This is a genomic window from Marinomonas gallaica (genome assembly GCF_001639745.1).
Lineage (GTDB): Bacteria > Pseudomonadota > Gammaproteobacteria > Pseudomonadales > Marinomonadaceae > Marinomonas > Marinomonas gallaica.
Window position 1 is genome coordinate 151,048 of the sequence record NZ_LTAX01000004.1, and the last position, 13,773, is coordinate 164,820.

The following is a 13,773-nucleotide window of genomic DNA, read 5'->3' on the forward strand; positions in this document are numbered from 1 at the left end:
CCTAAACCGTAGACACTAGCTGCTGCAAACGCAGCCAATCTTCTTCGGTATCCAAATCCTGCACACGGTGTCGCGGCAGCATGATTGGGGTCGCTAACTTAGAAAACATCGCTGGGTTAGTAAGCCATTGGTCTACGGTGCCCCAGTAGAATTGCCCCGCGTCGTGAATCGCCTCTTCTAGATCTTGTGAGCGTTTACCTATGTGCTCGGGGTACATGGGTTGCAGCTTGCCATCGCGTATACGCAAAGCCCTCTGAACGGGAAAATCAAAGGTTGTCGCGGAAAAACTTAAAGGCGTTTTCTCGAGAGCGAGATAGCCTTGATGAATATCCTCGGCAGTTAGCAGCGGACACGTTGCATAGATCAAACATGCTTTATCTATTTGAACGCCTTGATCCATGAGCGACCGCAAAGCATGTTGCATGACAGGTGTGGTGCCAGTGAAATGGTCGGCGAGTTCATTGGGCCGTGTAAACGGTGTTTCTGCTCCCCATTCTCGCGCTACCTGAGCAATTTCAGCATCGTCGGTTGACACAATGATGTGATCGAACAGCTTCGTTTTTAAGGCAGCTTCGATCGAGTAAGCGATCAGAGGCTTACCGTTAAGTTGTTTGATGTTTTTACGCGGAATTCTTTGGGAGCCTCCGCGCGCTGGAATTACGGCGATGTTCCCTAAACTCATAAGATAAACGCCTTATCGATTGCATCTTTGAGTGTTTGCACAACGTATTCTTGATCCGTATCGCTTAGCTCAGGAAATAATGGCAAGCTCAATGTGCGTGCGTAGTACTCTTCTGCAACCGGAAACTGTCCCCAAGAGAAGCCCATTTGCTTATAAAACGGTTGGGTATGCACGGGTATATAATGAACTTGGGTCCCAATATTATGCTCGCGTAAGTACTGAAAAATAGCAGGACGCTGTTCCGTTAAGGCTTCATTTAATACGATGGGGAACAAGTGCCAGCTTGAAAAAGCGTAGTCCGCTTCACCGGGTAATTGAATAGGCAAACCGCTTAGCAGTTGATAATAGCGTTGTACCAGTTCACGTCGACGTTTAATAAAACTGTCTAAACGATTGAGTTGCGATAATCCCAAAGCCGCTTGCAGTTCTGTCATGCGGTAATTAAAGCCAAGAGTCTGCTGCTCATAATACCAATCACCGGGAGAGCGTGTGTCGAAGTCACGCTTACTTTTCGTTATCCCTTGATTGATGAGTAGCCTCATGTGATCAGCAAGGGCTTCGTTGTTGGTGACGGCCATTCCCCCTTCAGCAGAGGTCATGACTTTTACTGGATGAAAACTAAAGATACAGATGTCTGAATAACGATTGCCGACAGGCGTGCCTTTGTACTTAGCTCCAATCGCATGGGACGCGTCTTCAATTACCGAAAAGCCATAGTGCTTAGAAAGCTCATAAATGGCACGCATATCACAAGGGTGGCCGGCAAAATGAACAGGGATAACCACTTTTGGTAAGCGATTTTCGGTTTTTGCTCGCATCAGTTTTTCAGCAAGTTGAACCGTACAAAGATTATAAGTTTGCGGATCAATATCCACAAAATCGACCTTTGCACCGCAATAAACAGCGCAGTTAGCGCTCGCTATAAATGTATTGGGCGTAGTCCAGACGATGTCTTCTGAGCCTACGCCAAGAGCAAGACACGCTACATGCAGTGCTGACGTGGCGCTGTTGGCGGCCACGCCAAATTGGCAACCGCTTAGCTGAGCAACGGCTTGTTCAAATTGCCCGACGATCGGCCCTTGGGTCAAAAAGTCTGACGTTAAGGCTTCGCATACTGCCTCGACATCAGCCACTGAAATAGACTGTCGCCCGTAAGGAATAAAGTTAGCCACGTTCAAACTCTAAAATTTGTTCAACCGACAAAAAGTCTGGGTTACTGCCGGATTGGTATTCGAATCCTGCTTCAACCAACGTTGCGCTTTCTCCTAAACGGTTTTCGTCGTATTTCAAATCGTCTCGGTAAAACTTGATGCTGGGAGCGATGACAAAATGATCATGGTATTCAAACGTGTGATACGAATCATCCGTTGGGCACATGACTTCATGCAGTTTTTCACCTGGACGGATACCAATGTCTTCGGTTGGAATGCCAGGAGCGTAAGCTTCTGCTAAATCTATAACGCGAACCGATGGGATTTTCGGCACAAAAATCTCGCCACCATGCATGCGTTCAAAGTTTTTTAAAACAAAGTCCACACCCATTTGTAAGGTAATCCAGAAGCGTGTCATATCAGGGTGGGTAATCGGAATAGTGGTTGCGCCTTCCGCTAATTTCTTTTGAAAGAGGGGGACAACAGAGCCGCGTGACCCAACAACATTGCCGTAGCGCACCACAGAAAAGCGCGTTGGACCTTTACCAACAGTATTGTTCGCGGCAACGAATAACTTATCTGACGCAAGTTTGGTAGCACCGTATAAATTAATTGGGGCGGCGGCTTTATCTGTAGACAGCGCAATCACTTTTTTAACGTCATTGGCAATGGCCGCAGAGATGACATTTTCAGCCCCATGGATATTGGTTTTGATGCATTCCATTGGGTTGTATTCCGCGGCCGGAACTTGCTTTAAAGCCGCCGCGTGAATGACATAATCCACGTCACGCATCGCTTGTGTCAGGCGGTCTTTATCACGTACATCACCGATAAAATAACGCATGCAGGGAGCATCGAATTCCTGCGCCATCTCGTATTGTTTCAACTCATCGCGCGAGAAAATAATCAGACGGGCTGGTTGGTAACGTTTGAGCAATGTTTCAACATACTTTTTGCCGAACGATCCTGTACCACCAGTGATTAAAATACTTTTATTATTAAACATAGTCTTTTCTCAAGTTAGGGCTATCCCGATCTGCGACGATCAATTCGAAATGATTAATGAATTTTATAGAGGCCTCATCAATGGAAAGACGTGTCGTGTCTATTTCAAAGTCAGGTTTTACAGCGCTTTCGTAAGGGGAATCTATGCCCGTAAAGTTGGCAATGATACCTTGCCTTGCTTTGGCATATAAGCCCTTCGGATCCCTGCGTTCGCATTCTTCGATTGGAGTGCTGACGTAGATTTCGTGAAATTTATCAAGTGGGCAATTAGCTCTGATAATATCTCGATCAGAAATAAAGGGAGATATAAATGTGCACAGGACTAAATAGCCTTCATTCATGAAAAGTTTGGCGACTTCTCCGGCGCGACGTATATTTTCGGTGCGGTCGTAATCGCTAAATTGCAAATCACTGCATAGTCCTGTGCGTAACACATCACCATCCAGCAAATACACTTTATAGTTTTGGGCCTGCAATAGGTTAGCGATGGCCGTGGCAAGCGTTGTTTTGCCTGAGCCACTCAGACCTGTAAACCAAAATATAGCGCCAGTATGAGTCATTGAATATCCTATTTCAGTGAAGGTTTCGCAATACAGCCTATTAAATGGTCATCGACCATGCCTGTGGCCTGCATAAAAGCGTAGCAAATCGTCGGACCGAAAAACTTAAAACCGCGTTTTTTCATATCTTTTGAGATCTGCTCTGCTAACGGCGTCACTGCAGGGACGTCGCCTAGGGTAGTTGGCTGATTAATTATTGGCTGATGATTCACAAAGGACCAGTAATAGTCTGAAAACGAACCATATTCGGCGGCGATCTTTAAAAAGCACTGAGCGTTAGAAATGGTCGCAGCGATTTTGCCTCGGTGTCTGACAATGCTTGGGTCTTGAACCAGCCTTTCTATATCATCGGCATTCATGGCTGCCACTTTAATAGGATCGAAGTCGTGAAAAGCTTGCCGATAGCCTTCACGTTTTCGCAAAATCGTGATCCAGCTTAAACCCGCTTGCGCACTTTCCAGTACAATGAACTCAAATAAGGTTTGATCATCAAAGACAGGTTTGCCCCATTCTTGATCATGATAGGTTACGTATTCAGCAGAGCCCAGACACCAGTCGCAACGCTGTTCAGCCATGATTTTATTCGCCTTTTCCATTTAGATACGACTTTATTACCAATTACGAGGGAGTGCAAATGAACTTCACTAGTCAGCTGTTTAGCCAAGGTTTTGAATGGGTGTGTTGGTTGTTTGTCATCTTAATAGTAGGGCGAGCGTTTGTCTCGGTTCCATGGTCAACATTGCTTCATGATGGCAGGTTGCAGAACCGTTTTTTAGGGTCTGTCGTTGCTTTAGTTTTGCTGTGGCAAATGAGCGTTGATTTAAATGTGGGCGTGATCATCCACTTTATTGGGATGACAACGATAACCTTGTTTTTTGGTTGGCCGTTAGCCATTGTCGCGGGTATTGTGGCGCAAAGCGTCGACTTGTTTTGGGCACTGAACCAATGGCCAGTTTACGGCGTAAACCTTATGTTCAATGTAATCATCCCCGTGGCGCTTACGTGGTGGATGCATTGCTTTATTGAGCGTTTCAAACCGTCCAATCCATTTGTGTTTATCTTGGGAGCGGGGTTCTTTGGCTGTGTTGTTAGTACGACGGTATCATCACTGGTAGCGGTTGTAGCGTTAAAGCTGTTTGGTGAATTTGAATTAAAACTAAGCGCCGAAGAGTACTTAGGTTACTTACCCATTTTTGTTTTTCCCGAAGCCGTTGTGAATGGTATGTTTATTTCCGCCACGACCATACTGTACCCCCATGTGGTGACTACGTTTAATGAGGCTCGCTATTTCAAAGAGTCTAAACGTGACATGATATTAGATGAATACATAGAACCTGCGCTCGACTTAGATCAAACAGAAGCGCCTGAAGAACAAGATGACAGCCGTTATCGACCACCAAAAGAGTGGTATGACAAGGACAAAGAGCCATGAAATATATTCCTACGTATCAACAAAGTGATGTGGACATTGAGAAAGATGAAGTTGTCTACGATGGCTTTTTTAAGATGCACAAGCGAGTGTTGCGTCACCGTAAATTCAATGGGGAATGGTCCGAGACTATGACCCGAGAAATGATGGTGCGTGCCGATGCCATCTGTGTGCTGTTGTTTGACCCTAAACTGGATAAGTTATTGCTAATTGAGCAATTTCGCCCCTGTTTGCCTGAACATGAGTCGCCGTGGCTACTGGAGCTTGTTGCGGGGATGGTTGAGCCGGGTGAGTCTGATGAAGAGGTTGCGCGCCGTGAATCCTTTGAAGAGGCGGGCGTGGAAGTCAAGCGATTAGAATATATGATGCGCTTTGTGCCGTCTCCTGGGGGGCTGGTTGAGCATTTGCGTATGTACGCAGGTGAGATAGATGCATCGAAGGTGGACCTTGAAACGACGCAAGGGCTTGACGAAGAGCACGAAGACATCAAGTTGCACTTGTTTGATGTGGACGATGTATTACCTCTGCTGGAGCAAGAGATTGTCAATGCGAGTGCCATTTTGGGACTTCAATGGTTTGCGCTGAATGGACACAAGCTAAAACAAACTTGGTTAAACGGTAACTAGACGCGTGTTAACGAAATTACTTCCTTGGACGTTTACACAGCCCTTAATTGGGCTGCTGTCATTTATATTCTTATGTTTGAATATTCTCCTTTGGGGGGTGCTCATCCATATTATTGCGCTGTTGCAAACGGTCCTAAATGGTCCATCAGAGCGAACGAAAGTAGCCTGTGAAAGCTGTTATCGAGCTTGGGTGACAGGATGTGAGTGGTGGTTCCGGTGTATGCTAGGGATGCATTGGCAATTGGACCAACAGCTTGTGAAACGTCCAGATACTTGGCATTTAGTGATTGCCAATCATCGTTATTGGGTGGACGCATTTGTTGTTTTGATACAGGTGCAAGGGCGCATGCCGATGCCGCGTATTTTTATGAAAGATAGTTTGGCATGGTTGCCTTTAGTCGGCTCGGCGACCAAAATAATGGGCTTTCCACAAGTGAAGCGGTACAGCAAAGCAAAAATTGCAAAGTCCCCTGATTTAGCATTACATGATGTTCGTGCGACAGAAGAGGCCTGTCAGCCATTAACGTTGCAGCCAAGTACGATCATGACCTTTGCTGAAGGGACAAGGTTCAGTGCTCGTAAACATCGCCAGCAAGCCTCACCTTATAAACACCTATTACGCCCTAAAGCGGGCGGTATGTATCGAGTATTGAAAGCAATGCCGGGGTGCTTTCATGAAGTCACAGACTTGAATATCGTTTATGGTGACGATCGCAACTCATTTTGGGATTTGTTGTGTGGTCAAGTTTCGGCGGTACAGGTAAAGGTTCGTTCAGTTAAACTGCCTGATTCATTTAAAACTATGAATGATCAGGTAGAAAAGCAAGCCTTCTACGATTGGTTTAACCAGTATTGGCGTGACAAAGATCGATCCATGTCGACGGATGTACTACACTGGTCTAATGTTGAAATTCAGGAAAAAGAACCCATTAAGAAGGAAAATGGTCTGCAAAATTACTAAAACGGTTAATTCGAGAAAACATCATGCCACAACCATACGTTCCAAATTTAGTAGAGCTGCAAATGCTAGGCGAGTTAAATTACCGTCGCTTAGGCAAGCTGGTGCGTGGTTATGAAGACGATACCGCTTGGCACTTCACCATTCATACTGCTGGGCAGCAAAGCCGTTTGTCGCTTGAATTAGTAGAAGAGAGCCGCTATACCGCTCAGCTAACATTAACCTTTGCTCCTGAAATTACGATTAAACTGCCTTTTAGCAGTGAGCTTGTGATGACGGTTCGTTTGTATCACGATGTCGGCATTGCAGAAATTACCGATGGGCATCGACACTACAAAGGCGCTTATCCTTATCCTAACGATGATATGCACCACCGTGATGAGAAATTTCGTTTAAATCAACAGTTAGCGGATTTTCTAGAGCTGTGCCTTAAGCACGGTCACCGTTTCTACGACCTACCAGATTTTCAGTTTGCCTAACGCTATTTTATGATTATTTTACTCTACGTACACGGTTTTAACAGTTCCGAGTTATCTTTTAAATCGCAACAATTAAAAGCGCGTATGCAGCATCTAGGATTAGAGAAATACTTTCTCTGTCCTCGCTTACCTTGGCAGCCCGCGAAGGCGATCCAGTTATTGGAAGACATCATTGAAGAGCACCATGAAAAGGGCCATAAGGTGGCATTGGTGGGAAGTTCTTTAGGGGGATTTTACAGTACCTACCTGAGTATTAAGTACGATCTTCATGCGGTGCTCGTCAATCCTGCCGTGGAGGCTCCTGTATTACTGCGCCATTACCTTGGTCAGCAAATTAACCCTTATACCAACGAGACCTATGAGTTGGCAGAAGTCCATATGGAAGAGTTGGAGCGCCTAGTTTGCTCAGACTATGACCCCCAAAAAGTATGGCTCATGGTGCAAGAGCAAGATGAAGTATTGAACTACAAGGCTGCTTTGGAGCGATTTGTCGATGTGCAGCGAGTTACTTGTGAAACGGGTGGTGACCACAGCTTTATCGGATTCGAACGCTTTATTGATGATATCTTGCGCTTTGTTGGGTTTCGAAACGAATTTTAACGTATGGTTTTTTAAGGCATTTGCCTCGATTTCTCCCTCGTTATAGACTCTCCCCAACATTGCTTTATTTGGCGGCTTGCCGCCCCGAAACTTGGAAGTACCCATGTCTGCAAAAGAATATAATGCTGGATCCATTGAAGTTCTCAGCGGGCTAGAGCCTGTACAGAAGCGCCCTGGGATGTATACCGAAACCACACGTCCCAATCACTTGGCTCAAGAAGTCATCGACAACTCTGTCGATGAAGCGATTGCAGGTCATGCTGACCGCATCACCGTGACATTGCATAAAGACAACTCTGTTAGCGTCGAAGACAACGGCCGTGGTATGCCGGTGGATATTCATCCTGAAGAAGGGGTATCTGGTGTTGAGTTGATCCTAACGAAGCTTCACGCAGGTGGTAAGTTTTCGGGCGATAACTACCAGTTTTCAGGGGGGCTTCACGGCGTTGGTGTGAGCGTTGTAAACGCACTGTCGACATCGCTCGAAGTATGGGTTAAACGCGCGGGTGTGCAATATCATATTGGCTTTGCTGATGGGCATAAAGTCTCTGAGTTGGCTGAAGTAGGCACGGTAGGCAAGAAAAACTCGGGTACCACCGTTAAGTTTTCTGCAGACCCAAAATATTTCGACAGCGGTAAATATTCGTTGTCTCGTCTTAAACATCTTTTAAAAGCCAAAGCCGTTTTGTGCTCGGGTTTGCACGTCATTTTTATTGATCAGAGTGGCAGTGGCGAAGAGCGTGAAGAGTGGTTTTTTGAAGACGGTTTAAAAGACTACTTGCTGCAAGCTAACGCTGGCTTTGATTTATTACCAGAAGAGCCTTTCATGGGCGGGCAAACCGAAATTACGCAAGGGGTTGATTGGGCCGTTCAATGGCTGCCAGAAGGTGGCGAGCTAGTCACAGAAAGCTATGTGAACTTGATTCCTACAGCGCAAGGCGGTACTCATGTAAATGGTCTGCGCACAGGGCTGTTAGAAGGGATTCGTGAGTTTTGTGATTTTCACAGTCTGTTGCCGCGTGGCGTTAAGCTGACGGCGGAAGATGTCTGGGACCGCTGTAGCTATGTTCTGTCAGCCAAATTACAGGAGCCTCAATTTTCCGGTCAAACCAAAGAGCGCTTGTCTTCGCGACAAATCGTTGCGTTTATCTCTGCTACGGTAAAAGATGCCTTTAGCTTGTGGCTTAATAAGCATGTGGAAGACGGCACGAAAATCGCTGAACTGATTATTTCCAGTGCGCAGAAACGTTTGCGAGCGAGCAAAAAAGTAGTACGTAAAAAAGTCACGCAAGGGCCTGCTTTACCGGGTAAATTGGCAGACTGTGCCGGACAAGATGGTCGAACCAGTGAGCTTTTTTTAGTAGAGGGTGACTCGGCAGGCGGTTCTGCAAAACAAGCTCGTGATAAAGATTTTCAGGCGATTATGCCGTTACGAGGTAAGATCTTGAATTCTTGGGAAGTGGATTCAAGCCAAGTATTAGCGTCTCAGGAAATTCACGATATCTCTGTGGCGCTTGGTGTGGATCCAGCGGATGATGATCTATCTGGATTACGCTACGGTAAAGTTTGCATCTTAGCCGATGCCGACTCGGACGGTTTGCATATTGCGACGCTGTTGTGCGCCTTATTTGTGAAGCATTTCCCAGCCTTAGTCAAACAGGGTCATGTGTTTGTAGCGATGCCTCCATTGTATCGTATCGACATGGGCAAAGAAGTACACTATGCCTTAGACGATGAAGAAAAAGACATCATTATTCATAAGCTTGAAGCTGAGAATAAGCGTGGTACGCCCAATGTACAGCGATTCAAAGGCTTGGGTGAGATGAACCCTTCTCAGCTGCGTGAAACGACCATGGCACCGGATACTCGTCGCTTAATTCAGCTGACAATGGAAGACCCGTTGTCAACCGATGAGGTGTTAGACAAGTTATTGTCGAAAAAACGTGCTGGCGACCGAAAATCTTGGCTAGAAACCTACGGCAATCTCGCTATCGTAGATTAATTTAAAACGCAGCGCTTAAGGCGCTGCTTTTTTTTGAGTCATAAAAAACAGTGTCAGGTATAACTCTTTACTGCATTTTTTGTACTGTCATATTTTCTCGCTTTTGTGCTGATAAAATACGCTAAATGTGTAAAGATTTTTATGTGATATAAAAAATAACCGTCAATCTGAATCAGAAAGCTTTTGTTCTGTATCGCAAAATCTATACTAGCAGGTTAACTATTTGAACCTCTGTGGACGTTCACAACAACAAGGTAGGATTTACCATGTCAAAACTTAAAAGCTCCATCGCTATTTTATCGATCGCAGCCGTGTTAGGGGGTTGTCAAACGACCACTCAGCGTGAGAACGCGACGACTGGCGAAACAGAAATGAACTCAACGTCTAAAGGTGCCATCATTGGTGCGGTATCCGGTGTACTGGTCGGTCTAGCAACAGGTGATAATGCGAAAGAGCGTCGTAACCGCGCGTTAGCTGGTGCCGTTGCGGGTGGTGCTGTAGGTGCGGGTGTAGGTAATTACTTTGACCGTCAAGAAGCTGCGCTTCGTGAAGAACTACGTAACTCCGGTGTACAGGTACGTCGAGTTGGAAAAGATCAATTGGTATTGGTGATGGAGAATGGTATTGGCTTCGGAACGGATTCTTACATGTTAGATTCATCAATCTATAACACCTTAAATGGCGTAGCGCGTATATTGGTTGAATACCCTGAGACGGTGCTAATGATCACAGGCCACACGGACAGTACCGGTAGTGAAGAACACAACCAAACGCTTTCTCTTAAACGTGCGGACTCAGTACGCAGTTATTTGATGGGGCAAAATGTTGCGTCAAATCGTTTATCAACGATGGGAATGGGCGAAAGCTCACCAATCTGTGATAACTCGACGAGCCAAGGCCGTCAATGTAACCGTCGTGTTGAGATCAGTATCTATCCAAAAGGCAACTAATCGACCTTTACTTCCCTATGTCAGCCGCATTTCTAGCGGCTGACATAGCCCCTTCCCCTGCGAAATCCGTTAAAAACGATTACACTTAGGCCTGAACCCCAAAAATAGAGATGTACCATGCAAGATGATTCCTTGCCGGTTGAGGCAATGTACGAGCGCTTAGATTACTACCTGCAAAATTATGGCTCGGAGCGTGCGATTGTCACGGTCTCTGAGTTGGATGGATTTGTGACCGCTATTGGCTGTAGCAAAGATCTATTGGCGCCAGCAGATTGGTTTCCAGCGATCTGGGGAACCCAAGAAGATCAACCTAAATGGAATGAGCAAGACGAAGAGGACGAGTTTTATGGACTGGTCATGCTACTGCATTTAGAAGCCATTGATGGCCTGTTTAACAACACGCTAAGCCCTGTCTATTTAGAACATGATGATCAGCAAGGGCATGTGACGGTGATCATCGATGATTGGTGTGCTGGATTTATACGAGGGGCACGTTTGACGGGCATTAATCAGTCTGGCGAACGTGATTTCCTAGATGATGTGTTGGCGAGTGTGCGCTTATTCGGTACGCCCCGAGGCTGGGAAAAATTAAATGCAATGAGTGATGCTGAAGTAACTTTCTGGCGCGAGAGTTTAGAGCCTTCTATCATGAGATTGGCACAACACAATCATCCCGAGATACAAATCGCTCAAGTCGGCGATGGCTCCTCTCGTATCGTTCATTAACGAAAAAAGGGCCGCTATGTTAGGGCCCTTTTTTATAGCGAATTACACGGACAATTTTAGCCAACGACTTTAGCAATCGATTCGCATAGGTAGTCAATATTGCTATCGCTCACACCCGCGACACTCATGCGGCCAGTATCAGCAATATAAATTGAGTAGTCTGAACGCAGTTTACGAACTTGTTCAAGGGTTAAGCCCGAGTAAGAGAACATGCCACGTTGTTTGGCAATAAAGCTGAAGTCTTTACTGACGCCCGATGCCGCTAGTTTTTCAACAAGTTGGCTACGTAAGCCATTAATGCGGTTGCGCATTTGCGTTACTTCTTGCTCCCATAAAGCATGCAATTCAGGGTTGTTCATAATCGTGTAAACAACCGTCGCACCGTGCGCAGGCGGCATAGAATAGTTGGCACGAATGGCTTGACCGATGATAGAGAAAGCATTGCTGGCTTCATCGCTATTTTCAGCAATAACGCTTAGGCCACCACAGCGATCGCGATAGATACCGAAGTTTTTAGAGAACGAGTTGGCAATCAACATACTTGGAACGCGTTCAGCCATATGGCGTAAGCCTGCCATATCTTCATCTAGGCCGTCACCGAAACCTTGATAAGCCGCATCAACGAGCGGTAAGACATTGCGTGCATTGACAAAGTCTGTGAGTGCGTGCCAATGCTCAATCTTAAGATCCACGCCCGTAGGGTTGTGACAGCAAGCATGTAGCAACAGCACATCGCCTTCTTTCATTTCAGCGTTCAAAAATGCCATCATGTCATCAAAGCGCACGTCATTGGTGTGTGCATCGTAGTACGGGTAATCGATGACCTCTACACCAGCAGAATTAAAGATAGAGACATGGTTGCCCCATGTTGGATCGCTCACAAACAGTCGCGCACCTTCAAGGTTTGCGCTAATGAAGTCAGCTGCGACTTTTAGCGCGCCTGTACCACCCGGTGTTTGAGAAGACTGAATGCGCTTTTGCTTGATGATATCGCTATCATTACCAAGCAATAGTGTTTGAATGAGAGGCGCGAAGTTTGCATCGCCATAAACACCTAAATAGGATTTGGTTTGCTCGTTAGCCAGCATTAGCGCTTCTGCTTTTTTCACAGATTCCAAGATAGGCGTTCGACCCACATCATCTTTGTATACGCCCACACCTAAATCGACTTTTTTAGGATTTGTATCTTGTTGATGCGCAACGATCAACGCCAATAATGGGTCGCCTGGAACGGCTTTTAGGTGTTTAAACATAGTAGGTGCTTTCCTTACTGGTTGCGTAAAGTTCACGTTATTAGGGACTGAAATGATTGCCATATTCTGCCCATTTGACGATAAAATACAATTCACTTATGTGCTAATTAATGCGAACGCTTGGTAAACTGTACAAAATATTGAACACTTCAAAATTGCTTTCTCACCCTTCCCGTTATAGCGAGCTGTTTCAAGCGCTTGATTTATGGCTGTTGCAACATAAGCATCTATGGGATGTATCCAGCTTCCACTCTGTAGGTTGGCCTTGGCAGACGATCGAGCCTGATCTATGTGATTGGCTCAGTCAGTTGAAAGCTTGCCCAACTGAATCAACCGTTGAGCAAGCTTTATTCGATCATATAAAAGGCTTTAAACCCTTTCTATTTGAATGGGAGGCGTTGTCTTATGCGGATTTATCTTTGCCGCCCAACTATTTCAGCGCTGGTATTAAAGGCCGTAAATGGCAACAAATAACCGCTTTTTCTAACCGAATTGAGCCAATTTCTCCAGTCTTGGAGTGGTGTGCCGGAAAAGGCCATTTAGGTAAGTTGCTGGCTTATCAGCATGATGTGTCGATACACAGTGTAGAGTGGCAGGCTGAACTCTGTGAAGCGGGTCAGATAGAAGCAGAACAACGACAATTATCGCAGCATTTTACTCAAGTAGACGTATTAAAAGGGGAGGGGAAAACAGCGCTTAAGAGCGTCAAGAGTGCTGTTGCACTCCATGCTTGCGGCGATTTGCACACGACACTAATAGAGCAAGCGATTGATGCGGGTGTTTCCTATTTGGCTATTTCTCCTTGTTGTTATTACTTGACTCAGCATGCGCTATACCAGCCTTTATCAAAGCATGGGCAGCAGGCTCGGATACAGCTTAGCCAAGAGAATTTAAAGTTAGCCGTGAAAGAAGTCGCTACTGCGGGACAGCGTGAGCAACGTCTGAAGAAAATGGAGCTGGCCTACCGCTTAGGGTTTGATAGCTGGCAACGAAAGGTCACCGGAAATGACGGTTACCTTACTATTCCATCATGTCCTAAATCGTTATTAACTCAAGGGTTTGAGGTATTTTCGTTGTGGGCTGCAGAACAGAAAGCACTGCAAACGTATGCATCAGAGATACCCTTTGATGGCTTTGAAGCATTAGGCTATTTACGCAGTGAGCACGTGCAAAAAGTGGAGTCTATCAGTCAGTATTTTCGTCGCCCATTAGAGTTGTGGTTGGTACTAGACAGGGCGCTTAGACTGCAAGAGACAGGCTACCATGTCACCATAGAAAGCTTCTGTGATAAAGCACTGACACCTAGAAACCTTTTGGTGTGTGCGTCTCTTTAAATGTTACGTAAAGTTGCT

15 protein-coding genes are annotated in these 13,773 nt (G+C 45.8%); 9 read left to right on the top strand and 6 right to left on the bottom strand.

Going from position 1 to position 13,773, the window contains the following annotated elements; genetic code table 11:
• Position 1: 1 nt before the first annotated feature.
• From pseF to AYW76_RS06320, 5 genes are read right to left on the bottom strand one after another with little or no spacing between them, the layout of a single operon-like run.
• Complete coding sequence (gene pseF / locus AYW76_RS06300) at positions 2-682, bottom strand: pseudaminic acid cytidylyltransferase (RefSeq protein ID WP_067217250.1); 681 nt, start codon at positions 680-682, stop codon at positions 2-4.
• The gene (pseC, locus tag AYW76_RS06305) at positions 679-1,854 is read right to left on the bottom strand and encodes a UDP-4-amino-4,6-dideoxy-N-acetyl-beta-L-altrosamine transaminase (protein WP_331709435.1); all 1,176 of its coding nucleotides are present in this window, start codon (positions 1,852-1,854) and stop codon (positions 679-681) included. The genes pseF and pseC overlap by 4 nt, the downstream gene beginning before the upstream one ends.
• Complete coding sequence (gene pseB, locus AYW76_RS06310) at positions 1,847-2,839, bottom strand: UDP-N-acetylglucosamine 4,6-dehydratase (inverting) (protein WP_067031037.1); 993 nt, start codon at positions 2,837-2,839, stop codon at positions 1,847-1,849. The genes pseC and pseB overlap by 8 nt, the downstream gene beginning before the upstream one ends.
• Positions 2,832-3,398 (bottom strand): adenylyl-sulfate kinase, encoded by a 567-nt coding sequence (cysC, locus tag AYW76_RS06315; RefSeq protein ID WP_067031034.1) that lies wholly within the window; start codon positions 3,396-3,398, stop codon positions 2,832-2,834. Before cysC ends, pseB begins: the two co-directional genes overlap by 8 nt.
• 8 nt (positions 3,399-3,406) lie before the next feature.
• Positions 3,407-3,973 (bottom strand): DNA-3-methyladenine glycosylase I, encoded by a 567-nt coding sequence (locus tag AYW76_RS06320; protein WP_067217253.1) that lies wholly within the window; start codon positions 3,971-3,973, stop codon positions 3,407-3,409.
• A 59-nt stretch (positions 3,974-4,032) separates the two neighbouring features.
• Between AYW76_RS06320 and AYW76_RS06325 the strand changes: the two genes are divergently transcribed.
• The 8 genes from AYW76_RS06325 to AYW76_RS06360 all read left to right on the top strand — a co-directional run bounded on the left by AYW76_RS06325 (position 4,033) and on the right by AYW76_RS06360 (position 11,168).
• Complete coding sequence (locus AYW76_RS06325) at positions 4,033-4,830, top strand: energy-coupling factor ABC transporter permease (protein ID WP_067217256.1); 798 nt, start codon at positions 4,033-4,035, stop codon at positions 4,828-4,830.
• Positions 4,827-5,453: an NUDIX domain-containing protein gene (locus AYW76_RS06330; RefSeq protein WP_067031025.1), complete on the top strand. Its 627-nt coding sequence runs from the start codon at positions 4,827-4,829 to the stop codon at positions 5,451-5,453. The genes AYW76_RS06325 and AYW76_RS06330 overlap by 4 nt, the downstream gene beginning before the upstream one ends.
• 4 nt (positions 5,454-5,457) lie before the next feature.
• On the top strand, positions 5,458-6,414 hold the full coding sequence (locus tag AYW76_RS06335) for an acetyltransferase (protein WP_067217273.1): 957 nt from the start codon (positions 5,458-5,460) through the stop codon (positions 6,412-6,414).
• A 23-nt stretch (positions 6,415-6,437) separates the two neighbouring features.
• On the top strand, positions 6,438-6,890 hold the full coding sequence (locus tag AYW76_RS06340) for a DUF1249 domain-containing protein (protein ID WP_067217276.1): 453 nt from the start codon (positions 6,438-6,440) through the stop codon (positions 6,888-6,890).
• Between the two features lie 9 nt (positions 6,891-6,899).
• On the top strand, positions 6,900-7,490 hold the full coding sequence (locus AYW76_RS06345) for a YqiA/YcfP family alpha/beta fold hydrolase (RefSeq protein WP_067217280.1): 591 nt from the start codon (positions 6,900-6,902) through the stop codon (positions 7,488-7,490).
• Positions 7,491-7,593: 103 nt separating this feature from the next.
• The gene (gene parE, locus AYW76_RS06350; protein WP_067031013.1) at positions 7,594-9,492 is read left to right on the top strand and encodes a DNA topoisomerase IV subunit B; all 1,899 of its coding nucleotides are present in this window, start codon (positions 7,594-7,596) and stop codon (positions 9,490-9,492) included.
• Between the two features lie 266 nt (positions 9,493-9,758).
• The gene (locus tag AYW76_RS06355; protein ID WP_067031010.1) at positions 9,759-10,442 is read left to right on the top strand and encodes an OmpA family protein; all 684 of its coding nucleotides are present in this window, start codon (positions 9,759-9,761) and stop codon (positions 10,440-10,442) included.
• Between the two features lie 117 nt (positions 10,443-10,559).
• Positions 10,560-11,168: a UPF0149 family protein gene (locus AYW76_RS06360; RefSeq protein WP_067217283.1), complete on the top strand. Its 609-nt coding sequence runs from the start codon at positions 10,560-10,562 to the stop codon at positions 11,166-11,168.
• A gap of 56 nt (positions 11,169-11,224) precedes the next feature.
• Here AYW76_RS06360 and AYW76_RS06365 read toward each other — a convergent pair whose 3' ends face one another.
• Positions 11,225-12,421, bottom strand: a complete 1,197-nt coding sequence (locus tag AYW76_RS06365) for an amino acid aminotransferase (protein WP_067217285.1) — start codon at positions 12,419-12,421, stop codon at positions 11,225-11,227.
• A 110-nt stretch (positions 12,422-12,531) separates the two neighbouring features.
• Between AYW76_RS06365 and AYW76_RS06370 the strand changes: the two genes are divergently transcribed.
• Positions 12,532-13,755, top strand: a complete 1,224-nt coding sequence (locus AYW76_RS06370) for a methyltransferase (RefSeq protein WP_082866133.1) — start codon at positions 12,532-12,534, stop codon at positions 13,753-13,755.
• The last annotated feature ends 18 nt before the right edge of the window (positions 13,756-13,773 follow it).